Here is a 25,701-nt window from a genome sequence, read left to right as displayed (position 1 = left end):
CGATCATCAATCAAATAATCAATCATGTTTAAGAACTATATAAAAATTGCCTTTAGAAACCTTTTAAAACATAAAGGTTATTCTGCAATAAATATTTTTGGCCTTGCTCTGGGTATGGCGGTGACGCTTATGATAGGGTTGTGGGTTGCAGATGAACTCAATTACAACAATCATTTTGAAAACAAATCAAGATTGGCTCAGGTGTACCAGTCACAGACTTTTAATGGAACTACTCAAACCGGTCCTGCAATACCTCGTCCTTTAGAATTCGCACTTCGGGAAAACTTTAAATCTAAGTTTAAGCATCTAAGCATGGCATCGTGGTTAGAAAGTAGAAATTTTAATTATGAAGAGACTGCGATCTCACTTGAGGGCTATTCGGTACAGCCCGAATTTACCCAGATGATCAACCTTAAAATTTTACAGGGAGATACCGCTGCCTTAAAATCGTCTAACGCAATAATGCTTTCACAAACTGCTGCTAAAACGATGTTTGGCTCCCAGAATGCAATGGGTAAAATGATTCAGGTAAATGATATTGACACCATGATTGTGAGTGCGATTTATGAAGATATTCCTGAAGGAAATGAGTTTAGTGATATGGAATATCTGATGCCCTGGTCGCTTTATGTAAACAAAGATTGGATTAAATCTTCGGTAGATCAATGGGGAAACAACTCGTTTCAATTATTTGTAGAGCTTGCAGATGATGTAGATCTGGCAAGTGCAAGTGCTGCAATTGCTACGGTTAAAAAAGAGAGCGATACAGGGGTAGCTCCGTTCAATCCGCAGTTGTTTTTATTTCCTATGAGGGAGTGGCACTTGTATTCTAATTTTGAAGATGGTGTACAAACCGGTGGTCGTATTGAAAACGTGTGGCTTTTTGGAATAATTGGTTTATTTGTGTTGCTTTTGGCGTGCATAAATTTTATGAATCTGGCGACTGCCCGAAGTGAAAAACGTGCCATCGAGGTAGGAATACGTAAAACAATAGGTTCTACAAAAAACCAACTTGTAAAGCAATTTTTAAGCGAATCATTTCTTGTGGTAATTCTGGCTTGTATTCTGGCGCTGGGCATTACACTACTTTTTCTAAAACCCTTTAACACTCTTGCAGATAAAGCAATTGCATTTCCGTGGAGCAATCTAAAATTTTGGGGTGTGGTCATACTATTTATAGTCGTGACAGCATTAGTTTCGGGAAGTTACCCTGCTTTGTATTTGTCATCCTTCAAGCCTATAAAAGTTTTAAAAGGAACCTTTAAAGTGGGTAAACTGGCTACGCTTCCGCGGAAAATACTTGTGGTGACCCAATTTAGTGTTTCGGCAGCTTTAATAATTGGGACACTCATTGTAATGGCGCAGATTGATTTTAGTAAAAACAGACCTATAGGCTACACCACCGAAAGTCTGATCCAAATCCCGGTAATGAGCAATCAATATTTAGGCAAAAGTGATATGATGCGCAACCGGTTTAAAGAATCTGGAGCTGTGGTAGAAATGGCCACGTCAAGTAGCCCTACCACTGAGGTATGGTCTAACCAAAGCGGCTATGGATGGGAAGGGAAGCCCGAAGGTTTTCAGGAAGACCTTGCGTTTACCCAGATATCCTATGAATTTGTAGAGACACTAAACATTAAAATGGCTTCTGGACGCGGATTTTCACGGGAGTTTCCTACAGACTCTACCGCGGTAATTCTGAATGAGTCTGCAGTAGCTTATATGGGCCTTCAGGATCCTGTGGGGAAATACCTTACACAAGGTAGTAATGAAGGCGGTATGCGTAACCTGCAAATTATAGGTGTTATGAAAGATATGGTCGTGCAATCGCCTTATGAACCCGTGAAACAGGCGATTTATATGTTTGATGGGTCTAATAATGCCAGTTACTGGAATCTGCGCCTGAATCCCAAAAACAGCATACGTGAAAATTTAGCAACGGTAGAAAAAGTCTTTAAAGAACACTTCCCCAATGCCCTGTTTCATTATGATTTTATTGATCAGGTATATGCAAAAAAGTTTGCAGAAGAAGATCGTATTGCGAGTCTGGCCAAAGTTTTTACAGCACTTGCAATTATAATAAGTTGTCTCGGTTTATTTGGATTAGCCTCTTTTGTAGCAGAGCAACGTACTAAGGAAATAGGAGTGCGTAAGGTATTGGGCGCATCAGTTGCCAATCTCTGGCTGCTGTTGTCTAAAGACTTTTTGTTATTGGTAATGATAGCCCTTCTTATTGCAGCTCCCGTTTCCTATTATTTAATGCGACAATGGGTTCAGAAATTTGCCTATCATACCGAGATTTCGATATGGATATTTGTTGCAGCGGGTGCAGGAGCGCTGGCAATTACGTTACTTACTGTGAGTTTTCAGGCTATAAAAGCGGCACTCGCAAACCCCGTAAAATCATTAAGAACAGAATAATTTGTGCATCAAGAATCTTTCTAAAACCTAATGAAAAGTTATTCGGTAAAACCAGTTAATTTAATTTAAAAACCAATATTCATGCTTTTACAACTCAATCATATTTACAAATGGGTAAAACAAGGAGGAAGGCGCGTCTTTCTGCTTAACGATGTAAGCCTTGAAGTAGAAGAAGGCGCGTTTTTGAGCATTATGGGACCTTCGGGTTCCGGTAAATCTACATTGCTTAATGTTATTGGGATGTTAGATGAATTTCAGGAAGGAGAATATAATTTTCTAAACGAATCTGTACATACTCTCAAAGAAAAACAGCGGGCTAATCTGTACAAAGAATATATTGGTTTTGTGTTTCAGGCATATCATCTTATCGATGAATTAACGGTTTACGAGAATATTGAAACGCCACTTCTATATAAAAATATTAAGAGTACAGAGCGTAAAGCACTCGTAGCAGATATGCTTGACCGATTTAATATTGTGGGTAAGAAAGATTTATTTCCCAGTCAGTTAAGTGGTGGTCAACAACAATTGGTAGGTATTGCGCGAGCACTGGTTGCTAAACCAAAACTAATACTTGCAGATGAGCCTACAGGTAACCTCAACTCCAAGCAGGGGGACGAGATCATGCAGTTATTTAAAGAATTAAATGAGGAAGGAGTTACTATAATTCAGGCTACGCACTCTGAAGCAAATGCCGCTTACGGCAATCGTATAATTAATCTGCTTGACGGTAGTAAAGTAAATGCGTAATAAAAATCTAACAAGTCTACATACTCGTTGCTGTATTGAGAAAAAGTTAAAAAACAGATTTCATTTATAGTATAAGAGCCTTTTAAATGCGCAACGTATTTAAAAGGCTATTTCAGTAATTGATACTATGTAAATTCTATATTAAGTATTAGGTCTTTTTTGTTAAAAAAAGTGCTGCTCAAGCTATAGCTTTACACGATTGATTTTCCACTGCATAATAAGAAATTCATATTTTCTGACACTTAATTTTTAGTATATGTCTAAAAATTAATAGGATATGTAAATTATTTATAATTATATTTAGATTGGCTTTTAGAGTTTGCCACTTGAGGTATTCGCAAACTGTTAATGAATGCATAACAATTAAGTAAAACGTTTTACTCGAAAAAGCGATTATTTAGCGGTCTCAAAAGGGCTATACCAAAACATCTAATTATGTAACAAATCTCCATTAAAATGCAGTTGTTTTTAAGCTGCTCACGTAAGCATTAGCATTGTACAACCAATCTCTTAACTATGAATTTTAATATTAAAAATACGATAAACAATACCCTTGTGTTCGCTGCAATGGTATGTGTTTCTTATCTAACTCACGCGAAACCAACAAACGACAATTTATTCTCAAAAGCAGTATTAAAATATACGGTTGCAGTACCTGTACAAAAAACAATTACTGGTACAGTAACAGATAATAGTGGAGTTTTACTTCCGGGAGCTTCCGTACAGATAAAAGGAACTTCAAAAGGTGTTACTACAGATTTTGATGGGGTATTTAGTCTTGAAGCCAGTGCAGGGGATGTACTTGAGGTTTCTTATGTAGGTTTTAAAACCAGTCAGATCACTGTAGGTGCAGCATCTCAATATAGCGTTCAGCTTGAAGCTAATACTTCTGAGCTTGATGAGGTTTTGGTAGTAGGATATGGTACTCAGAAAAAGTCTGACTTAACCGGGTCTGTAAGTTCGGTAGTAGCAGATGATTTTAACAAAGGAGTCGTTTCTAACCCTGGTAACTTATTACAGGGTAAAGTGTCTGGTCTTAATGTGACCAATACCAGTGGTGAACCCGGTGCAGGTCAGGATATTATCATACGTGGTGTAGGTACCTTACGTTCGGGTACATCTCCGCTTTATGTAGTAGATGGTTTTGTACTCGATAACTCTGCAAATGGAGTGCCTACAAACCCATTAAACTTTATAAATACGCAGGATATTGAGTCTATAAACGTATTAAAAGATGCATCTGCAGCAGCTATTTATGGTTCGCGTGCGGCAAACGGTGTTGTTGTAATTACTACTAAAAAAGGGAAGTCTGGTAGAACCCAAATGAATTTAACTGCATCTACCGCTATTGCCAGCATCGCAAATAAAATAGATGTTTTTTCTGCTGACGAGTTTAGGCAGATTGTTCCTCAAATAGGCGGAAGCTTAAGTGATAATGGTGGTAATACAGATTGGCAGGATGAACTTACGCGTACTGCGATTACCCATAATGTAAACTTCTCGATGAGTGGTGGTACACCTAATACCTCTTACTTTGCATCTGTAGGAGTTAATGATCAGGAAGGGGTTTTGAACAACAGTAATTTAAAGCGCTATTCTGCACGGGCTAATGTTTCTCAGAAAGGTTTAGATGATCGTCTTAAGGTAGACTTTAATCTAACCGCCACACGTACCGAAAATGAGCGCCCTAATACGTTTACGATGATAAACGGTATGCTTCAGTTAAATCCTACGACACCGGCTTATACAAACGGTGAACCTACAGTTTTTGGTACCGGAGTAAACCCGTTAATTATTGAAAATATCTACGGTGATTTTTCAGAAAATAACAGAATGATCGCCAATATCGCGCCATCAATCGAGATTATAGAAGGCCTTACCTATAAATTAAATCTGGGTGTAGATTATTCTAAAACAGATCGTGATGTACAATTTATACCGTATTCTGCAGATCCTGATTATGCGTTAGGATCTATAAGTACCAGTTTTACATCAAATAAAAACACGCTTGTAGAAAACACCCTAAACTACACGAAAGATTTTGGGGACCATACTATAAGCTTGTTAGCAGGACACTCCTATCAGAAATTTTTTATTCAGTCAAAAGGATTTTATTTTTCAAACTTCCCAGATAATGGTATCGAACCCAGATATCAGTTAGGAGAAGCACGCGGGGAAGATGCTACCCAGTATTCTAATGCAACTAAAAATGAATTGCAATCGTTTTTTGGGAGAGTAAATTATACCTACGCAGATAAATATCTGGTAACTGCAACGCTAAGATCTGATGGTTCTACTAAGTTTGGTGAGAATAACCGTTATGCAACTTTTCCTTCTTTAGCTTTTGGGTGGAATATATTTAAAGAAGAATTTATGGCCAGCTCAGGCTTTAATAACCTAAAACTGCGCGCGAGTTGGGGTAAATCTGGTAATCAGGAAATACCATCAAAGCAAACCCGTTTAAGCTATGGAGAGAGTTTTGAAGACAATGACATTTACCCGCTAGACGATGCGGTTACCAGTCGTGAAGATTACCCATACGGATTAGTATTTGCACGTACTGCAAACCCAGATTTGCAGTGGGAAGAAACGACACAGACAAACATAGGTTTAGATTTTGGGTTTCTAGATTACAAACTAAGCGGTTCTGTAGATTACTTCATAAAAGAGACTAATGATGTGCTTTTATATTTCTCTACTCAAGATCCTATTGATGAGGTAGGTTATAAGTGGCAAAATATACCGGGGATGAAAATTAAAAACAGCGGTCTGGAGTTTGCCTTAGATTATCAAAGTGACAGAACCCGCGACTTCTCGTATAACATAGGAGGAAACTTCTCCTATATTAAAAATGAAATTACAGATTCACCTTTTACTATAGTTACTACGGGAGCAGCAAGTGGAGGTGGCCAGACGGGAGCGACTATTAATGGGTATATGAATAATAAACCTATCGGTAATTTTTTCTTACGGGAATTTAACGGTATTGGCGAAGATGGTTTTAGCAGCTTTACAGATGTAAACGGAGATGGTCAAATAGACGATAGTGACCGTATTTCTGCAGGAAGTGCTGTGCCTGATGTGATCTATGCATTTTACTTAAAATTTAAATACAAGAACTTTGATTTAGGATTCAATTTTAATGGGGTAAGTGGTAACAAAATTTACAACCACACCCGTATGAATCTGTTTAATATCACGCAGATAGCAAACTCTCTGAATACAACAGATCAGGCAATTGAGTTTCCGGGAGAAGATATTAATAACTCTAATACGGTTTCAACACGATATCTTGAAGATGGTAGCTTTTTACGCCTAAACAACGCAACACTAGCTTACAATTTAGACCCTCAGGTTATAGGAATGAGTAAGTGGATTAACGGAATTAATCTTTCAGTTACCGGTCAAAATTTATTTGTTATTACAGATTATACCGGCTTTGATCCTGAGCTAAATACAGGAAGCTCTGGCGATTCTAAATCTTATGGTATTGATTATTTCACCTACCCAAAGCCACAAACTTTTGTTTTTGGTCTTAATGTATCCTTTTAATTTTAAAACAGCATAAAATGAGACATAGCATACTTACATTCCTGGTTGGGCTAAGTGCCTTAACGTTCTGTAATTGTACAGATCTGGAAGAAGAAATTTTAGATGAGTCCCTTAATGGTACAGACGGTTTAGTAGAACCTATATCAGGATCGCTGGCTGCTGCCTATGGTATTTTACCACAAACTTTTAGACATACGCGTTATTTTGGGTTGCAGGAAATAGCATCAGATGAGGCTATTTTACCTCCGCGTACCGGGTTAGGTGGTACACAATGGGCAGATAATGATACCTATACCACAGCGCATAGACATTTAATGTCATCGAGTAATAGCTTAGTAAGTGATTCCTGGGGTTACCTTACAACCGCTTTGTTTAGAACGGTTGCCGCAATAGACGTATTAACGCCGCTGGCGGAAAGTGGAGACGCAGAAGCAGTACAGGCTCTAGCCGAAATGCGGGCATTACGTGCTTATGAGAATATGCTGTTTTTAGACAGTTGGGGAATTGCCTTTAAAAAAGAAGGTACTTCTCAAACTTCAGAAATCATACGTGGGGCAGATGCCGTTGCATATATCGAATCAGAATTTTTAGCGGTAATAGATACAATCAATACAGACAAAGGTCCCGGGCGTATGACCCGTGATGCGGTTTATGGTTTTTTAGCAAAGTTGTATTTAAACGCAGCTGTTTATAGAGATCCTTATGGTACACCTGCTTTTACTGAAGCAGATATGAACAAAGTGGTGACCTATACCGGTAATATTATTAATGGAGGTGGTTTTTCTCTTTCACCAGAATATTTTGATCTTTTTAATGATGAAAACCATACCAATCCTGAGCTGATTTTTGCCCTTGATCTACGCGGTGTTTTAGACAGCGATCATAACCGCTGGGCATACTGGTCTATGTCTGGATCATTATTCCCGAGACCGGGAGATAAATATTTAAGTATGGATGGTACAGACGGTCCTGCGGCAACTCCAGATTTTTATCAAACCTGGTTAGATGCCTATGGCAGCGTAGATCCTGCAGAAGCAGATGCTCGTTTTTACCAGAAAAATGCAATGGTACCAGAAAATCTGGTAGATATATCTGGTCTTACACCCTATGGTAAAGATACTTTAGGACTTAAGACAGATAAGGATCATTACTTCTTAGCTGGAGCTGATTTTGAGATTGACCGCGGCATCATACGGGGTACGATGTGGGCTCCGCGTAAAGAGAAATTTAGATCGGGTAACTTTCTGACTGGCACAGATGGCTCTGGGCAAACAAAATTCCGTATTTATCCTTTAGCCGAAGCACGTGAGAATGGTTCAGATCTGGAAGATATTACCTATTACGTAAATCATACACTAGACATTAGCATTCAGAATCAAAACAGCTATGCAGGCGGCTACCGTTTTTCTAAGTGGCAGTTTAGCAAGACTTCTCCTAACGGAAATGACTATAGCGATGTTGATCTTGTACTTTTACGTCTTGCTGAAGTATATCTAATGCGTGCTGAAGCATATCTAAGGTTAAACAATAATGCAGCAGCCCTGGCAGATGTAAATACCGTAAGAGCTTCAAGAACTGCACGCCCATCGCAAACTCCACCGGCTTTAAGTTCGATTAGTTTAGAGACTTTATTTAGAGAGCGAGGCTTTGAGTTTTATTGGGAAATGACACGTCGTACAGATCAAATACGCTTCGGAAAATATGAAGACAGCTGGACGTCAAAAACAGATACTGATGTAAATCACCGTTTGTTTCCTATACCGCAAACAGCAATAGATGGTGCTTCAAATACGCCTGGATATTTAGAACAAAACAGAGGATATTAAGTATAAAATAGAATTATAATTTAACGGTAAGAGGTCACTCTTACCGTTAGTTATTTAAATTAAAATATGAGAAATAGTATTAGTATGGGCCTTTTAGGTCTGGGAATCGTGGCATTGCAAAGTTGTGCGTCAAAATCTGCAGTAGTAACCTCACAAGAAGACGCACCTTTAAGTGTTATTTTAATGATAGGTGATGGGATGGGAATTCCGCAGGTATCAAGTGCCTTTTATTTTGGAGAAGAAGCTTCAAATTTTGAGCGTTTTGAAGATATAGGATTACACCGCTCGTATTCGGTAAGTCATTTAATTACAGATTCTGCGGCAGGAGCCACTGCTTTTTCCACGGGAGAAAAAACGTATAAACGGGCAATAGGCGTTTCAAAAGATACTATTCGGCAAGAAACAATACTTGAGCATTTAAAAGATAAAGGGTATCAAACGGGTCTAATCTCGCTTACGTCTATAACACATGCGACACCGGCTTCCTTTTATGCCCACGTAAAAGATCGGGATCTGCACGAAGATATTGCTGCACAATTAGTGACTTCAGATATTGATTTTCTAGCAGGTGGTGGACGTAAATTCTTCAGTCAGCGTAGTGATAAAAAAGCCCTGTTTAATACGTTATTAGCACGCAATTACAACTTAGATACCTTGAGTTTAAGCAAACCGGTAGTTTCAAAGCGCAATGCTTTTATTATCGAAGATGAGGGCCTTCCGTCTAAAATACAGGGAAGAGGAGATTTTTTAAAAGAAGCAAGTTTAACTGCGCTCGATTATTTTGATACTAACAACAAACCTTTTTTCTTGATGATAGAAGGCTCCTATATAGATTGGGGTGGTCACGATAAAAATGCGGAAATGATGATTCAGGAAGTGGCAGATTTTGATAAAACTATAGGTGCGGTTTTAGACTATGTGGCTACACACCCTAATACCTTATTAGTTGTCACTGCAGATCACGAGACCGGTGGTGCGAGCATAGGTAAATATTATGACGTTAATGAAGAGACGGGAGAAAAGACCGAAGTGCCTCAAAAAGTAGCGGTTTATTTTATTACAGACCAACACAGCGGGGAGCTAATTCCTGTATTTGCAAAAGGTAAAGGCTCTGAAAAATTTAGAGGTATTTATCAAAATAGTGCGATTTATCATAAGATTCTTGATGCGATAAACACCAAGTAATAGAACCTATGAAGCTTTTTATTGTTGTATTTTTTTGGTTCGGTCTAACGGGCTGTAATGCTCAGCGTCAGCCGGGATATTCTGTGCATGCTCACAATGATTATGTTCATGAATTTCCGTTTTGGGAATCTTATATCGCCGGGGCTGCATCTATTGAAGCTGATGTTTTTTTAGAAAACGGAACCCTTTTAGTAGCCCATACCGCAGCCGAATTAAATCCTGAAAATACCCTGCAAAGCTTGTATATTGAGCCTGTTTTTCAGCTGATTCAAAAGTCTAAATTACGCAAGCTTACGCTTCTAATAGACATTAAGACTGAAGCAGAATCTACACTTCAGAATTTGATACATACGTTGCGTATGTATCCTCAATTAACAGCTTCAGATGAACTGACCATTGTAGTTTCCGGAAACCGGCCTCCTGCAGCTGACTATGCTAAATATCCTGATTTTATTCATTTTGATCACCAGCGTTTAGATGATTTAGACACGATTAATCTAGACAAAATAGCGATGCTGAGTGTAAATTTTAAAAATCACTCGGTATGGAATGGTCTGGGAAGACCTGTAGAACAGGAGTTGGCAGTACTTTTAGAATTAATAGATAAAGCCCATGTACACAATAAACCCTTGCGATTTTGGGGAAGTCCAGATACTAAAACAGCCTGGTCTTCTTTAGCAAAAATGGGGGTAGATTTTATAAATACAGATCACCCTGTTGAAGCAGTTTCGTTTTTATATACATTAGATAAAAACACTTACGCTAATGCACAGCAGGTTGAGGTATATACTCCTGCATTTGATTTTGATTACAAAGCCAAACCTACTAATATAATTCTGATGATAGGCGATGGTAATGGTCTGGCGCAAATTACTGCGGCACAAATTGCTAACCAGGGTGAATTGACTTTGACACAATTAAATGATATAGGCTTTTTAAAAACGGCATCTTCAGATGATTTAATTACAGATTCTGCAGCGGGAGCAACGGCTATAGCAACCGGTTTTAAGACACACAACCGGGCGATAGGGGTTGATACGGTAGATAAACCGGTAACAAATATCACAGAAATTTTAGGTGAAAGAGGATTTAATACGGCATTAATATCTACAGATGCAATTGATGGCGCCACACCGGCTTCTTTTTATGCGCACCGCAAGGAGCGCGATGATTCTGAAGGAATTCTGAAGGATTTAGAAACGGCTGAGCTTCAGTTTTTTATTGCCGGAGGAAGGTCTAAGGCAGCCTCAATCCCTGCTTCTTACCGCGTAAAAACAATTGACCAACTAACCAATTTAAGGGAGAAGTCCGCTGTATTTATAGGAGAAAACAAAGTGCCTTCTATTGCAAATGGCAGAGGTGATTTATTAAAACAAAGTGTGCAAAAAGCACTTCGTGTTTTGGAGAAAGACGAGAAGCCCTTCTTCCTAATGATTGAAGCTGCGCAAATAGACAGTAACGGGCATACAAATTCAGCCAGTGGTATTATACAGGAGATGCTTGACTTTGATACTGCAATTGCCGAAGTTTTAAAATATGCTGATGCCTTAAAAAACACACTTGTTATAATCACTGCAGATCACGAGACATCAGGTTTGGGTATTGTAGGAGGTGAATTAAAGCAAGGTGAAGTACAGGCAGATTTTTTAACTACAGATCACACGGGAATTATGGTTCCTGTTTTTTCCTATGGGCCGCAAGCTCAAAATTTTAGAGGAGTTTTTGAAAATAACCAACTGTTTTATAAAATGCTAAAAGCTGTAGAAAAGTAAAACTATTTAAATACCATAAAACCAAAAACCCATCATCTGACGGGTTTTTTGTTTTTAGGAAAATAGGGTTTTATAATAGGTATTGCTATTTTAAAAAAGAGTTCCCTTTATTGTTGTGGATAGGAACGTATTTCTCAATAATATATGGAGTTATCTTCCTCAATGTTTCTCCATTAACAGGGTGAAGCCCGGGAGCTGTAAAGAATTCGATTTCATTATTTTTTTTATAATACCAGATTAGGGGTTTGAAGTTTTCTTCAGTAAAAAAGGGAGTAGCCATAGTTACTTCTATTTTTCTAAAACTTTCAAATCTAAACGAGTCAAAGGGTTCTATTTGCGTGCCGTAGTCAGAGTATGGTTTTGTCTCGCAATTGATTTTTTCAAAATGCGTGTTTGCCCAGGTCATGTAATTTTGCCCTTTACTGTCTGTTAAAGCATTATTAGTATTCCATCTTAAATACGAGAATATCAATAGCATAAGGATACCACCTAAAACTAAATAGACATTTCTACGATTGCCAGTTTTTATGATCTTCTCTTGATCTGGTTTAGAGGTTTTTACTGAGACACCAGCATCTTTATCTGCCTTGTAATCCACATACGCTGCATAATTTTTATATCCTAAATACTTACAGAGTTTATCAACACTATCAGCTTGCAGTTCGCTACAGTTAAAATCTTTTTCAATATATCTTTTATGAGCTCTTTCAATTGTTTTAGAACTAAGATTAGATTCTATTTCTATCTGTTTAGCTAAGGCATATCGTGCTTTAGAAACAGATTCAGTACCTGCCTTATCAAAAGCCTCTTTTACAATTTTCGCAAGTAAATCTTCTTCCATTTCTTCAAAAATACAAATTATCATCAGACAATAATTAGACAGGATTACTGCTTAACTCCTTTTATTACTGGAGTCTACTAAATGTCCAATACAAGTCTAATACGTGTCTGCAATTAAAGGTCAACCATTAATTTACTTTGTCCTTGAGAATGATAGCTGCTCTGTTGTGCACTCAGGGCTTTCTAGAAAATTGTTCTTTAGAAAATCATAATGCGGCGATTTAAGCCTAATGGAAAGTAGCTTTTTGCTGCCGTGTTTGATTTTCACTTTCCACAAAAAGAAAAGGAGTACTCCAACCTCAAAAAGAATGGTTAAAAATTAAATCTGAAAAAATTTCGGACGGCCATTCCTGTGTTTAATCTCAAAAAAGTAAATAATGAAAAAAATTATAGTAGTTGTAATGGCTTTAATAATTAACGGTGTGTTTACATCGTGTACAGCAGACGCTTATGAAGAACAATTAATACATGATACTCGGGCAACTGAGGGCGATGATGGGAAAGTAACACCTCCGCCACTAGAAGGTGATGATGCGGGTTAATATTTTTAGTTATAATTAGTACAAGAGCCATACTAAAATTATGGCTCTTTTTAGTAGTTTAGCCGTAAACTTCAGCTATTGAACAAAGCAATACTCTTTTTTTTCTGCGGACTTTTACTCTCTTGCGGAAAAGATAATAAGCACAACTTTAAACAGCAGACTATTCAGGATAGTGCATTATTCTATTTTGACGAAGCACAGGATAAAACCCGATCTTTAGTAGATCGAAAAATTTCTATTGAGAAAGCACTTCAACTATATAACACTAAAACAAAGGATACTAATTATACAAAAATCCTTTATAAAAAAAACTGGCTTAATTACTCTTTAGGTGAATTTGACAGTTTACTTAAATATGACGACACCCTAATCAAATACGCACTTAAAATTGATGATAAATCAACTTTAGGGATGCAGGAATATTTGATGGGATATTACTTTGAGGTTGTAGCAAATCAACTTGATAGTGCTTTTGTGCGGTATAACAAATCTAAAACCAACTATCTGGCACTACAGGATAGTAGCTGGGTGGGTAAAAATTTGGTTAATATGGCCGGTATTCAACAAACACAGAGCGATTTTTTTGGAAGTAAAGAAACAATTACTGAAGCCTTGCAGTTTTTTGAAAACAACGACAATACAGGAGCTATAGCTTCAAGCTATAGTGTACTAGGTACAAATCACCGCAAGCTTTTTAATTATAATGATGCTATTCTGTATTTAAAGAAGGCGATAAAAATTACAGATTCAGATTCAGATCGAAACATTTATAAAAACAATCTGGCAGCTACTTACCTAGATAATAAGGAGTATAAGAAAGCAATAGAAATATTAAAATCGGTTTCAAAAGATTCAACGGTAATTAATAATGAAAAGGAATATGCGAGAGTTTTAGACAACCTTGCATATGCACAATGGTTAGCCGGTGCTCTCCATGTAGAAACGCCGTTAATTCAACCCCTTAATATTCGAAAATCTATAAATGATTTACGGGGTCAGCAATCTAGTTATACCCATTTAGGTGAGTTTTATAGTAGCATAAATGAGCAAAAAGCCAGAGCTTATTTTGATACGGTTATTCAGATTTCAAAAGTTATAAACACTCCTAAGGCAGAACAAGATGTCTTAAAAAAAATGCTGCAGTTTTCAGATAAAAACCTTCAGCTAAGAGATCGTTATATTGTTCTCCAAGACAGTTTGTATCAACAGGAATTAAAAGTAAAAACGCAATTTGCCAAGTATAAGTACGATGATAAATCTAAACAAGAATCTATTGTACGTTTAGAAAAAGAGAATGCTTTAAAAGAATTACAAACCGAACAAGAACAGTTTGCTAATTTAGTAGGTAAGGCCATAGTAATATGTTTACTTATAGTTTTGGTGGTCATATATATAATTTTTAAACAACGTACAAAGCGTTTAAAAACTCAAAACCGGGCAGATAGGTTAGAGGCTGCTTATACTACAGAAACAGAATTATCGAGCAGATTGCACGACGACTTTGGGGCAGGTCTTAACCACGTAATGCTGTTATTGCAGACTAATTCTGATAAAGAGATTGTGCTTGACGAACTCGATGGCTTGTATAAACAAAGCCGGGATTTTTCTAGAGAAATTAATGAAGTAGAGACGGGAGAGCAATACAAACAAAGTTTAGTAGCGCTATTGCAAATACAAAAGCCCGAAAATACAAACCTGTTTATTACCGGTGTTCAAAACATCTCGTGGGAGCATGTAGACCAGTGGTCTAAAGTTGCCCTTTACAAAGTGTTACGGGAGTTAATGATAAACATGAGAAAACATAGCGAGGCAAAATTAGTGACGGTAAAATTTTCTGAAGAATCAAATTCACTAAAGATTAATTATGAAGATAATGGTGTAGGAGCCTCAAAAGAAGCATTAATTTTAAAAAATGGGCTCCGTAATACAGAAAAGCGTATAAAAGCCATTGGAGGAACTATTAGTTTTGACACAGAAACAGGAAAAGGCTTTAGGGCCTTGATCTATTTACCAAAATAAAAGTTCTGTATTATGTTCAAAAAAGTTCTGATTGCTGAAGATTTTCAAGGTGATAATAAAAGTATTGTTGATACCTTAAAAGAGAAACTGGGAATTCCGTATTTATATGAAGAGTTGTATTGTGATAAAGCTTATAACAGGATTAGCGTTGCCCTGAGTGAAGATGATCCCTTTGAGCTGCTTGTGACAGACTTATCTTTTAAAGAATCTCATCTTAAACAAAAACTCAATTCTGGAGAAGAACTCATAGCTGCTGTGCGCAAATTGCAACCCGGGATTAAGATTGTTGTTAATTCTATGGAAGATAATCCTTCTAAAGTGCAGGCGCTTTTTGATCAATTAAATATTGACGGCTATGTATGCAAGGGCAGACAAAGTTTAAACGAACTCGTAATGGCTGTGCAATCTGTAAACGAACATAAAAAATACACTTCCCCACAAATAAATTTAAATGCAAATTCTAATGTATTTCAACTTGAAGAACTTGACCTAATTGTTTTAAAAAGCCTTGCCGAAGGTTTTAGTAAACGGGAAATTAGAGAACAGTTGATGCAACAAAATCTTAAACCCAATTCTGAAAGTTCTATAGATAAAAGGGTAAGTAAACTTTTTGTAGAGTTTGGCGTTAAAAACACTACCGAATTAGTGGCTAAACTTATTAGAAAAGGGATAATTTAAATTAAGTAAAAAGAGTTTTTTTAATACTGAAGCGCTATTTTTTGTTCAATTTAAATTGAACAAACACCGGTAAATGATCTGAAAGATTACGTGCATATTCTAAATTATCACAAGACCCGACAAAGTCTATAACGCCGGTTTTTATGCAGTGTATGTTTTTTGAATAGAATATGTTATCAATAGCGTAGTTGAGATAACCTAAAGGGCTGCATTGATTTTTTAGAGTTGTTTTTTGATTTTTAAGTGCCGCTATAAATCCCCTTTTCTTTAAAGGATTGAAGACTTCTTCCTGTTCATTCATATTAAAGTCACCGGCTAAAAATACAGTTCCGGTGAGTGTATTGAGAATGTAATTTGATATCGCTTTAATCTCGCGCTCGGGATTTTGATCAAAGGGTCTTGAGTGAAAGTTAATCACTGTAAAAGGTGTTTTCTCGAAATAAAAATCAATAAGAAAGGGCTCCCGATCTACCGCTTCATCTAGTTGCTTAATTAAGTCACCTCTGTTTTTTATTTTGATTTGAGCGGTCTTCCAAAGATACGCATAACGTTCTGTTACATATTTAGGGCTATGGGTAGGGTCACTTATTAGGTAATCCCACTTGGCACCTTTTCGATTTAAAATATCTGCAAGTTTAGCTACAGCCTGTGCGCCACCATAACCTGCAACTACCTCCTGTAAAGCCACAACATCTGCATCTCTTAAAATTTCGGCAATTGCATTAAGTTCTTCACCATTTTTTGTTTTGCCAAAATCCCGAATATTCCACGAGACTAATGTGATCTCTTTTTGCTGTGCAACCGAACTAATTGAGAGACACAGGAAGAAGAGGAGCGCTAATTTTATAATCAAAATATACTTTTTAAGTAGAGGCTAAAAATAGATATTCTTTAATCGAAGACTATACAGGAATTTGTAAGTAAATTTTTTCTTCAACATTTTATTAAATAATGCCACAGAATACGATTAGGTTGTAGTTATCGAAAAAATAGTTGTAACTATTTCATTACATTTTGACTATATTAGTTTTAGAAATATACTATTAATATTTATAAATTATTAAACCCTATGTTTTATCCATTCCTTATACAATTACCTCCCGGCACTCAAAATCCTGATGATAATAATCCTGTAGATTTTACAAATTCCTTTGATTTGATTGTTTTTGTAATTCTGCCTATTGTGGTACTTCTGTTTTATATATGGTGGAAACGCAAGCGTAATAAAAGGAGCTAATTAGTCTCAAAATTGACAACAATTTTATTAAGAAAAATTTAATTAACTATATTAAATTTTTAATAATTATATTTTATTAGGTAAAAGATGCGATTTTAAGTTTTTAATTTTAAATAATTACTAACGAAAATAATTGCACTATGAACTTCTCCAATGATAATCATTTTCTAAAGACGTTAAACAATCTACAAAAACGTCATTCTTTCTCGCACAAGGAAAATCAAGAGTTAGATTTTATCAAAACCACTTCTATAGTAAGTCTATCGTATACAGATGAAGGTGGTTTTGATATTAAAAAAGGTGATTTTTCCACCACTGGAACCGCTGGAACCTATAAAATTAAAGTAAACTATATACATCCAGAAAATTCGTGTTCTAAAATTGCAGGCTTTCTCCCTAATAAGGATTTTAATTAGTGTAAAATTTTATTCTTATGTGTGTGCAAAACTTATCTCAACAGCAACTAAATCAGCTCTGTGGAATAAAATATATTTCCTCTAAATACTTTGATACCTATCAGAATCTGGCAATAAATTCAAAGAATATCTTTCTAAAGAGGGTATTTAAAAATTTATATACCTGTAAGTCAGATTTTGTGAAATCTATTGAAGATGTATTGGTGCACGCTAAATCAAATGAAGAGCAGTCAACTATTCCTTCAAATTATAGAGAGATGATGCCTGAAATTGGATTTTCTACTGTTATTAAAAATTGTTATCAAATAGAACTAGCCATACACGAAACTTGCAGGTCAGAATATTTTCAGAATAAAAATCAAGTAGTCAAAAATATTCTTCGTGAATTTATAGAGAAACATAGCAAATTAATTAGTGAGTTACACGCAATCGACTTTAATTCACTTGCACTAACGAATCAACCTAACTAATAAAATTATAAATATGAATAAGCCAAAAAATTTTCCGGAGCAAAGCCAGGAATTGCCAGGTACCGAAAGTCAGATGAGTCCACAACCCGAAATAATTAGAGCAGGTTACAAGGGGTCTGATAAACTTAAAAATAAAGTCGCTTTAATTACCGGAGGCGATAGTGGCATAGGTAGAAGCGTTGCTGTTCACTTTGCCAAAGAAGGAGCTTCAGTCGCTATAATTTATAAATCTGAGAGCGATGATGCCGCCTACACAAAAGAACTTGTAGAGAAAGAAGGGCAAGAATGTTTATTATTTGAAGGAGATATTAGAGATGAGACTTTTTGCAACCAGTGTACTCAGGATGTTTTAAAACATTTTAAACAGGTAAATATTTTAGTTAATAATGCAGCAGTTCAGTTTCCTAAAGATAGTTTGGCTAATCTTACTATTTCTGAAGTAAAAGAAACATTTGAAACTAATATTTACCCGTATTTTTATTTTGTAAAAGCTTTAGAGAGTCAATTTAAAAGTGGCGATTCTATTATCAATTCAACTTCTGTCACCGCGTATAGAGGTTCTTCACATTTATTAGATTACAGTAGTACTAAGGGAGCGATAACCACGTTTACGCGCTCATTAAGTAAAATGTGGGCGTCTAAAAATATTCGTGTTAATGGCGTCGCTCCGGGTCCTATCTGGACACCCTTAATCCCGGCAACTTTTGATGACGTATCAGATTTTGGCCAGGATGTGCCACTAGGTCGAGCAGGACAACCCAGTGAAGTAGCACCAGCTTATGTATTTCTGGCTTCAGAAGATAGCAGTTATATTACTGGACAGGTAATTCATGTGAATGGAGGCGAAGTTGTAGGGGCTTAATTTATGAGCATTTTAGAAAGGGCAATTACTCACGTAGTTGCCCTTCTTTTTTGATGATAGGTCCTTTGATTATAAATCTTCAAATTCCATTAGTCTTACCGTGTTAAAGTAATGGGAAACAAACGCTAATACACTGAGTTAATAAGTAATTTTAAAATAAAAATTATGAGATCTATTTGGAATGGTACGCTAAGTTTTGGTCTGGTTTCTATACCGGTAAAATTATTTTCTGGTTCAGAAGATAGAAAACTTGATCTTGATATGCTTGATAAACACGATAATCAAAGGATTAGGTATAAACGTGTTAATGAGAAAACCGGGGAAGAAGTAGTTTGGGGTGATATCGTAAAAGGTTTCAAGAAAGATGATACCTATATCATATTAGAAAATGAAGATTTTGAAAAGGCCAATCTTAAAAAGAGTAAAACCATAGATATCGAAGAATTTGTTTTAGAAGATGATGTTGCCGATGTCTTATTCAAGAAACCCTATTTTTTAGAACCCCAAAAGGAAGGTAGCAAGTCCTACAATTTACTAAGAGATGCTTTAAAAAAGACAGGTAAGTTAGGTGTGGGTACATTCGTTATGCGCCAAAAAGAACATCTTAGTCTTATAGGTCATTACAAAGATGCTTTGGTTTTACACGTGATTCGGTTTAATGATGAAATTAGGGATCCTTCAGAGCTAAAATTACCCAAAACAAAAGTTACCAAAAAGGAGGTAGATATGGCGGTTTCTTTAATTGAAAACTATTCTGAAAAATTTGATTTATCTAAATATAAAGATGTTTATAATGATCAACTTATGAAAATTATTAACGATAAGGCAAAAGGAAAATCAACTAAAGTAGAAGAAGTTAATATTAAACCCACCGATGCCAAAGATCTAATGGCTCAATTGAAGGCAAGCTTGGAAGCTCGTAAGAAGAAAAAAGCATCCTAATTCTATGAGTCTCAAAAAGTATAACGATAAACGGAATTTTGAGAAGACTCCAGAACCTGAAGGCACTCTTAATGAAGAACATTTAAACCGGTTTGTTATTCAGGTGCATAAAGCCTCGCGTTTGCATTTTGATTTAAGGTTAGAAATAGATGGTGTGCTTAAAAGCTGGGCTATACCTAAAGGGCCTTCCTTAAATATTAAAGATAAAAGACTTGCTATACAAACTGAAGATCATCCTGTGAGTTACCTAACTTTTGAAGGAGAAATACCTAAAGGTAATTATGGGGCAGGAAAAATGAAAATATGGGATTCGGGTTTTTTTGAGTTTAATAATACTGGCCCATCTACATCAGACCAGTTATTTAAAAAGGGAGATTTAAAACTCACCTTTTTTGGCGCAAAAATAAAAGGTGCTTTTGCTTTAGTTCGAATTAAAGATCCTAAAAAAAATAATCAATGGCTACTCATAAAAAAACAGGATGCGTATGCAACCGAATTACATTACAGCATAGAATTACCTGATTTTGCTTTACCTCAAAAACAACCAATTCCTGCAACACGTGAAATTAAAATCGACCAGCAGGTCAAGCCTATGTTGGCGACTCCGGCTAAAGAAATCTTTAATAGTCCCGATTGGATTTACGAAATTAAGTGGGACGGCTATCGCCTAGTATCTTATGTAAATGAAGGTAATGTAATTCTTCAATCTAGAAATGGGCAATCTTATAATGAAAAATTCAGTCTTATTGCGGAAGAGTTACACGCTCTTCCTCAAAATGTAATTCTCGACGGAGAACTCGTAATACTGGAAGAAAATGGTCTTCCTAACTTTCAAAAATTACAGAACTACGAGCGAGGTAAAACAAAAGGAGTTCTAAGGTATTATGTTTTTGATATTGTATATCTTGATGGATATGATATGCAGCAACTTCCATTAATAGACCGAAAAAGTTTTCTACCAGAGCTACTACAAGGGTTAGATCATTGTGTGTATTGCGATCATATAGAGGGTATGGGCACTATGTTTTACAATAAGGCCATAGCAAGTGGTGTAGAAGGTGTGATAGCAAAGAAAAAAGACAGTAATTATTATCCCGGGCTTCGGTTTGAGCATTGGCTAAAAATAAAAAATATAGAAAGCGACGAATTTCTTATTTGTGGTTATACCAGCCCACTAAATAAAAATGATCATTTTGGCTCGTTAATTCTCGGGAATTATAAAGAGGGAAACTTGAGCTATGCAGGTAACTGTGGGAGTGGTTTTTCTAATGCCGAAAAGAAAGAATTGCTCTCAAAATTTAAATTATATGAAATTTCTTCGTCACCTTTTAATCAAAAAGTTTCTTTAAAGGGAAGAGAAGCACACTGGATGAAACCACATTTTGTTTGTGAAGTAAAATATATGGAAAAAACACAAACTGGTTTATTAAGACACCCCGTATTTAAAGGTTTACGTTTTGATAAGATGGTTGATGAGGTATCCCAACCCAAAGTTTTAAAGAGTTTAAAAACTAATGATAGTACAGATGTAGATTCTGTTTTAGAGATAGGTTCGGTCAAGGTTCCTATTTCTAATGTAAACAAAGTCTATTGGCCAGAGAAGGGATTTTTAAAATATGATTTGATCGATTATTATTTAAAGATTTCAGATTATATACTTCCCTATTTAGTTGACAGGCCCCAAAATCTTCATAGACATCCTAACGGAATTAAGGAATCTGGCTTTTATCAAAAGGATAATGAATATTTACCAGAATGGGTGGAAAGTAAAGCTATCTATTCAAAATCTGTAGATAAAAAAATAAATTATTTACTCTGTCAAAATGAGGCTACGCTCATCTACATGGCAAATTTAGGATGTATAGAAATTAATCCCTGGAATTCTAGAATATCAACACTAGACCATCCAGATTACGGAGTTATTGATCTTGACCCTTCAAAAAAGAATACTTTTGAACAGGTTATTGAGACTGCTCAGGCAGTTAACGAAGTTTTAAAAATTGCAGATATCCCAGGATATTGTAAAACTTCAGGTTCAACAGGATTGCATGTATATATACCAATGGGTGGAAACTATACGTATGAAGAAGTACGTAATTTTATTAAGCTACTATGTCTTTACGTTAACGAGATGCTTCCGGAAATCACCAGTCTAGATAGGTCATTAAAAACCCGGGGAGATAAAATTTATCTTGATTATTTACAGAATAGAAAAGGGCAAACCCTTGCAGCACCTTATTGCGTAAGACCAAAGGTGGGAGCTACTGTATCTACACCTCTAGCGTGGGAAGAAGTCAAGACAGGTTTATCGATTGAAGAATTTAATATGAAGTCTGTTATTAATAGATTTTCAGAAAAAGGAGATCTATTTATGGGTGTTCTCAAAGCGGGAATAGATATGAATTTAGCGTTGAGTAATCTTGATAAATAAAGGAGCCAAACATATTATATAAACAAAAACGGACATTCTATTTTTGAATGCCCGTTGTAAAACTTGTGATATATAGGAGTTACATAGAACCCCAGAAATTAAGTAAAGCTTTTGCAGTAGGTCCTGCAGATAAAGGATTTTGTCCTGTAATCAATAATCCGTCACTTTCTACGTGTGCTATAAAGGGCACGGCAGCAGTCTTATAATTTGCTCCAAGCTTCTTTAGACGATCTTCTAATTTGTAGGGTATATTATTGGAGCGTAATGCTAATTTTTCTTCGGTATTAGAAAAACCAGTTATTTTCTTATTTTCTAGCAATAAAGGATTTAGTTCTGCAGCTTTTAACAGTGCTGCAGGGCCGTGACATACTGCAGCTACAGGTTTTCCGCTTGCGATAAAATCTAAAATTAATTGACCGCTTAACTCATTTGAAGCTAGATCAAACATAGGGCCGTGACCACCAGGAAAGAAAACAGCATCAAAATCGGTAGCTGTTACACTTTCTAATTTTAGTGTGGTATTTAAAGCAATTTGAGCAACAGAATCATTTTTAAAACGCTTATTTGATTGTGTGATATTTTCAGTTAGTTGGCTCATTTCATCAATAGGGGGGTGACCTCCTTTAGGACTCGCTAATGTGACCTCACACCCGGCATCAATAAATTCGTAATAAGGATCTGTAAACTCTCCTATCCATAAACCTGTTTTGCTTTTTGTGTTTAACAACTCCCCGTGAGATGTAACAATCATTAATATTTTTTTTGACTTCATAATCTGGTTGTTTTTTAGGTTTATTCTGAAATCAGACATTCTAAGTCTACTGTATTTTCAAAATGAATTTCCGAATTTTTAAATGAGTCGAAAGCCAAAAATCTGCTAAAATTTATCTGCGAAGAGAATCATTGTTTTCTATTTTCTAGTCAATTTATTTGAGGAAAACAATTAAGGTGAGGTTTTGCTAATAAATACCGCGTGGGTTGATTTTGAAGGTGGCTAAAACTATAGATAATAAATTTCCCAGGGCTTATCTATTGCATTTACGAGATTTCTATAAACAAAAAAAGCCCTTCTTTCGAAGAGCTTTTAGCGGTCTGGACGGGACTCGAACCCGCGACCCCATGCGTGACAGGCATGTATTCTAACCAACTGAACTACCAGACCAAATATTTTAAGAACTTTTGAAGATTAGAAGCGATGATCATTTCCTTTCTTGCGGGTGCAAATATACATCCATTTTTTAAGTGTGCAAACAAAAAATGAAACTTTTTTTAATTTTTATAAAAACTGTTTGCGTTCTACCAGAAATGTACTCAATATAGGAGCAAAGCCTCGCTGTATATCTGCCTTCACATATTTTATACGGTATTGTGCGCAGCGTAATTTAAGAGCCTCAAAATAAGCATTTACCAGTTTTTTATAGTCTTCTTTTAAGTTGTCTGAAAAGACATCAATATGCTTTCCGGTTTCCACATCTTCAAAACGTTTAGGCGTACTATCAAAGTTAAAATTTAATTCTGTAGCGCTATCATACGTGTGAAAAAGTACGACCTCGTGCTTATTATATTTTAAATGCTGTAACGCTTCAAAGGTTTTTTCCTGCTCAATTTCATTTTGAAACAAATCACTAAATAAAAACACAAGCGATCTGCGCTTCAGTTTTTCGGCTATGAAGTGAAGATTAGCGTAGGTATCTGTTTTTACCGCATTGTCAGGCTTTACCAGCGTTTGATTTAATTGATTAAGCAACATATGATGATGACGCTCACTTCCTTTCTCGGGGGCATAATACTCAAAATTTTCAGCATATATACTTAAGCCTACCGCATCCCGCTGTTTTTTCATCAATTGCATAATAGCCGCCGCCGCTAATACCGAAAAGGCAATTTTATTTGGGCTGTTTAAGCCTGAAGAGGGTAGTGTAGGGTAGTGCATGCTACTGCTGTTGTCTAAGATAAGATGACAGCGCAGGTTTGTTTCTTCCTCGTAGCGCTTTGTATAGAGTTTATCTGTACGCGCATAAAGCTTCCAATCTATGTGTTTTGTACTTTCGCCGGCGTTGTACACCTTATGTTCTGCAAACTCTGCAGAAAACCCATGAAACGGACTCTTGTGCATCCCGCTAATAAACCCTTCAACAACCTGACCGGCCAGAAGCTCTAGGTTGTTAAAACCGGCAATAGCATTAAGGTGCGCTTGAAAATCCATAGGGTGATATAAAAATACAGTCTCAGTTAGCGGTAAGCCTAAAATAAAAATTCAAGAGCATCAACCGCTTACTGAGACTGTTTACAAGAAGGTTTTAGATTACACCGTCAACGATTCCGTAGGAAACAGATTCCTCTGCACCCATCCAGTGGTCACGGTTAAAATCTTTCATTACTTTTTCAAAATCCTGACCGCAGTTGTCTGCAAGAATTTTTGCGCTCAATTCTTTAGTTTTTAGAATTTCCTGAGCTGTAATTTCAATATCACTAGCCTGCCCACGCGCACCACCACTAGGCTGATGTATCATAACACGAGCGTGAGGCTGTATAAAACGACGACCTTTCTCACCTACCGAAAGTAAGATACTTCCCATACTGGCAGCAAGACCGGTACATATTGTAGAAACCGGACTTTTTATAGATTTAATCGTATCGTAAATAGAGAAACCGGCAGTCACATAACCACCTGGGCTGTTAATGTATAATTGAATTTCTTTATGACTTATTGCATCTAAATACATAAGACGGTCAACAACGTGCTTAGCACTCTTGTCATCTACCTGTCCCCAAAGAAAAACTTTACGTTCTTCCAGTAACTTAGCATCAATAAGATCTTGTGGTTTTCCTTTTTTATTTTCCATTGTATAATTTTTATTTCAGATACTGTTCAGCAAAACAGTGTATAAATTTCGGAACAATTTTTTTAATCGCCTTAACAAGTATAAACAATAAGTTTAAGATTTGCTTATAAAATTAGAGAAGTGTCGCAGGCATTAATTTACAGCTTACAGGCAAAATAAAAAGGTTTGACATGAAGCCAAACCTTTTTATTCTATTTTAAAAATGTTTTCTTATGCTTCGCTAAGTAAACCTTCTAAAGCCTCAGTATATGTAGCTTTAGGAGCAACACCTACCTGGCGACCTACAACCTCACCGTTTTTAAACATCAAAACCGTAGGTATGTTACGTACACCATATTTTGCTGCAAATTCCTGGTTAGCATCAACGTCGACTTTACCTACTACGGCTTTACCTTCATATTCTTTGCTTATTTCTTCAATAACGGGGCCTACCATTCTACAAGGGCCACACCATGCTGCCCAAAAGTCTACAAGTACCGGTTTATCAGATTGTAGTACAGCTTCGTCAAATGTTGCGTCAGTTATTTCTAGTGCCATTTTATTTTTATTTAGGTTATTAATGTAAAATTAGTCAATTATTTATCTAAAGCTTACAATCAACGAATTAGATTTGACTATGATTTTATCAGTTATATTGATTAATAATACCCTTTTGCCTTAACAATATAAGCATTTCTTAAACTGTCTTTAAATTGAAGTACTATTTTTTGCTTCTAAAAGATTGAAATCTCTAATATTCCGGGATTGTAACGTGCGATTTTAAGGTTTTGGGCGTAACCCTTTGGATCGCGCTATACGTTACAAGTCCGCGCTCGTTCCTCGCTGTGGGCTTTTCACTGCTATCTCTTACGCGCTTTTTCTATTGTTTCTTCAACCTGAACTCGTTACAGGGGTAGCTTATGCTGCGAGTGT

General features: G+C 36.2%; 21 protein-coding genes and 1 tRNA gene. 15 read left to right on the top strand and 7 right to left on the bottom strand.

Annotated elements, in window-relative coordinates:
- Positions 1-24 precede the first annotated feature (24 nt).
- The 6 genes from ACEN25_RS11050 to ACEN25_RS11025 all read left to right on the top strand — a co-directional run bounded on the left by ACEN25_RS11050 (position 25) and on the right by ACEN25_RS11025 (position 11,506).
- Entirely contained in the window at positions 25-2,421 is a 2,397-nt protein-coding gene (locus tag ACEN25_RS11050; RefSeq protein ID WP_441802969.1) for an ABC transporter permease, read from the top strand.
- A gap of 81 nt (positions 2,422-2,502) precedes the next feature.
- Entirely contained in the window at positions 2,503-3,171 is a 669-nt protein-coding gene (locus ACEN25_RS11045) for an ABC transporter ATP-binding protein (RefSeq protein WP_441802968.1), read from the top strand.
- 516 nt (positions 3,172-3,687) lie between these two features.
- The gene (locus tag ACEN25_RS11040) at positions 3,688-6,723 is read left to right on the top strand and encodes a SusC/RagA family TonB-linked outer membrane protein (protein ID WP_441802967.1); all 3,036 of its coding nucleotides are present in this window, start codon (positions 3,688-3,690) and stop codon (positions 6,721-6,723) included.
- Positions 6,724-6,740: 17 nt separating this feature from the next.
- Complete coding sequence (locus ACEN25_RS11035) at positions 6,741-8,549, top strand: RagB/SusD family nutrient uptake outer membrane protein (protein WP_441802966.1); 1,809 nt, start codon at positions 6,741-6,743, stop codon at positions 8,547-8,549.
- A 66-nt stretch (positions 8,550-8,615) separates the two neighbouring features.
- Positions 8,616-9,734, top strand: a complete 1,119-nt coding sequence (locus tag ACEN25_RS11030) for an alkaline phosphatase (protein WP_441802965.1) — start codon at positions 8,616-8,618, stop codon at positions 9,732-9,734.
- A gap of 8 nt (positions 9,735-9,742) precedes the next feature.
- Positions 9,743-11,506 (top strand): alkaline phosphatase, encoded by a 1,764-nt coding sequence (locus ACEN25_RS11025; RefSeq protein WP_441802964.1) that lies wholly within the window; start codon positions 9,743-9,745, stop codon positions 11,504-11,506.
- 85 nt (positions 11,507-11,591) lie between these two features.
- Here ACEN25_RS11025 and ACEN25_RS11020 read toward each other — a convergent pair whose 3' ends face one another.
- Positions 11,592-12,371, bottom strand: a complete 780-nt coding sequence (locus ACEN25_RS11020) for a hypothetical protein (RefSeq protein ID WP_441802963.1) — start codon at positions 12,369-12,371, stop codon at positions 11,592-11,594.
- Between the two features lie 352 nt (positions 12,372-12,723).
- On the opposite strand from ACEN25_RS11020, the gene ACEN25_RS11015 reads away from it, so the two are divergent.
- The 3 genes from ACEN25_RS11015 to ACEN25_RS11005 all read left to right on the top strand — a co-directional run bounded on the left by ACEN25_RS11015 (position 12,724) and on the right by ACEN25_RS11005 (position 15,585).
- Positions 12,724-12,888 (top strand): hypothetical protein, encoded by a 165-nt coding sequence (locus ACEN25_RS11015; RefSeq protein WP_441802962.1) that lies wholly within the window; start codon positions 12,724-12,726, stop codon positions 12,886-12,888.
- A gap of 78 nt (positions 12,889-12,966) precedes the next feature.
- Positions 12,967-14,907 (top strand): ATP-binding protein, encoded by a 1,941-nt coding sequence (locus ACEN25_RS11010; protein WP_441802961.1) that lies wholly within the window; start codon positions 12,967-12,969, stop codon positions 14,905-14,907.
- Between the two features lie 12 nt (positions 14,908-14,919).
- Complete coding sequence (locus ACEN25_RS11005; RefSeq protein WP_441802960.1) at positions 14,920-15,585, top strand: DNA-binding response regulator; 666 nt, start codon at positions 14,920-14,922, stop codon at positions 15,583-15,585.
- Between the two features lie 34 nt (positions 15,586-15,619).
- Here the strand turns inward: ACEN25_RS11005 and ACEN25_RS11000 are convergent, their stop codons facing one another.
- The gene (locus ACEN25_RS11000; RefSeq protein ID WP_441802959.1) at positions 15,620-16,438 is read right to left on the bottom strand and encodes an endonuclease/exonuclease/phosphatase family protein; all 819 of its coding nucleotides are present in this window, start codon (positions 16,436-16,438) and stop codon (positions 15,620-15,622) included.
- Between the two features lie 216 nt (positions 16,439-16,654).
- On the opposite strand from ACEN25_RS11000, the gene ACEN25_RS10995 reads away from it, so the two are divergent.
- From ACEN25_RS10995 to ligD, 6 genes are all read left to right on the top strand, one after another.
- Positions 16,655-16,822 (top strand): adenylosuccinate synthetase, encoded by a 168-nt coding sequence (locus ACEN25_RS10995; RefSeq protein ID WP_441802958.1) that lies wholly within the window; start codon positions 16,655-16,657, stop codon positions 16,820-16,822.
- 140 nt (positions 16,823-16,962) lie between these two features.
- Positions 16,963-17,238, top strand: coding sequence for a hypothetical protein (locus ACEN25_RS10990; RefSeq protein WP_441802957.1), 276 nt, complete (start codon positions 16,963-16,965; stop codon positions 17,236-17,238).
- A gap of 23 nt (positions 17,239-17,261) precedes the next feature.
- Complete coding sequence (locus ACEN25_RS10985) at positions 17,262-17,708, top strand: hypothetical protein (protein ID WP_441802956.1); 447 nt, start codon at positions 17,262-17,264, stop codon at positions 17,706-17,708.
- 13 nt (positions 17,709-17,721) lie between these two features.
- A complete protein-coding gene (locus ACEN25_RS10980; protein WP_441802955.1) occupies positions 17,722-18,570 on the top strand; it encodes an SDR family oxidoreductase in 849 nt (282 codons plus the stop codon).
- 165 nt (positions 18,571-18,735) lie between these two features.
- Positions 18,736-19,512 (top strand): non-homologous end joining protein Ku, encoded by a 777-nt coding sequence (gene ku / locus ACEN25_RS10975; protein ID WP_441802954.1) that lies wholly within the window; start codon positions 18,736-18,738, stop codon positions 19,510-19,512.
- A gap of 4 nt (positions 19,513-19,516) precedes the next feature.
- The gene (gene ligD / locus ACEN25_RS10970; protein ID WP_441802953.1) at positions 19,517-21,943 is read left to right on the top strand and encodes a DNA ligase D; all 2,427 of its coding nucleotides are present in this window, start codon (positions 19,517-19,519) and stop codon (positions 21,941-21,943) included.
- A gap of 79 nt (positions 21,944-22,022) precedes the next feature.
- On the opposite strand, the gene ACEN25_RS10965 is transcribed toward ligD, so the two are convergent.
- The 5 genes from ACEN25_RS10965 to trxA all read right to left on the bottom strand — a co-directional run bounded on the left by ACEN25_RS10965 (position 22,023) and on the right by trxA (position 25,350).
- Complete coding sequence (locus tag ACEN25_RS10965; protein ID WP_441802952.1) at positions 22,023-22,715, bottom strand: type 1 glutamine amidotransferase domain-containing protein; 693 nt, start codon at positions 22,713-22,715, stop codon at positions 22,023-22,025.
- 316 nt (positions 22,716-23,031) lie between these two features.
- Positions 23,032-23,105, bottom strand: a tRNA-Asp gene (locus tag ACEN25_RS10960).
- Between the two features lie 114 nt (positions 23,106-23,219).
- Positions 23,220-24,149, bottom strand: a complete 930-nt coding sequence (locus ACEN25_RS10955; protein ID WP_441802951.1) for a DUF58 domain-containing protein — start codon at positions 24,147-24,149, stop codon at positions 23,220-23,222.
- Between the two features lie 94 nt (positions 24,150-24,243).
- Entirely contained in the window at positions 24,244-24,789 is a 546-nt protein-coding gene (locus tag ACEN25_RS10950; RefSeq protein ID WP_028376700.1) for a ClpP family protease, read from the bottom strand.
- A gap of 210 nt (positions 24,790-24,999) precedes the next feature.
- Complete coding sequence (trxA, locus tag ACEN25_RS10945; RefSeq protein ID WP_371457763.1) at positions 25,000-25,350, bottom strand: thioredoxin; 351 nt, start codon at positions 25,348-25,350, stop codon at positions 25,000-25,002.
- Positions 25,351-25,701 lie beyond the last annotated feature (351 nt).

This window comes from Leeuwenhoekiella sp. W20_SRS_FM14, assembly GCF_052119605.1.
In the GTDB taxonomy this organism is placed as follows: domain Bacteria; phylum Bacteroidota; class Bacteroidia; order Flavobacteriales; family Flavobacteriaceae; genus Leeuwenhoekiella.
This window is presented reverse-complemented; position numbering and strand designations above follow the sequence as displayed.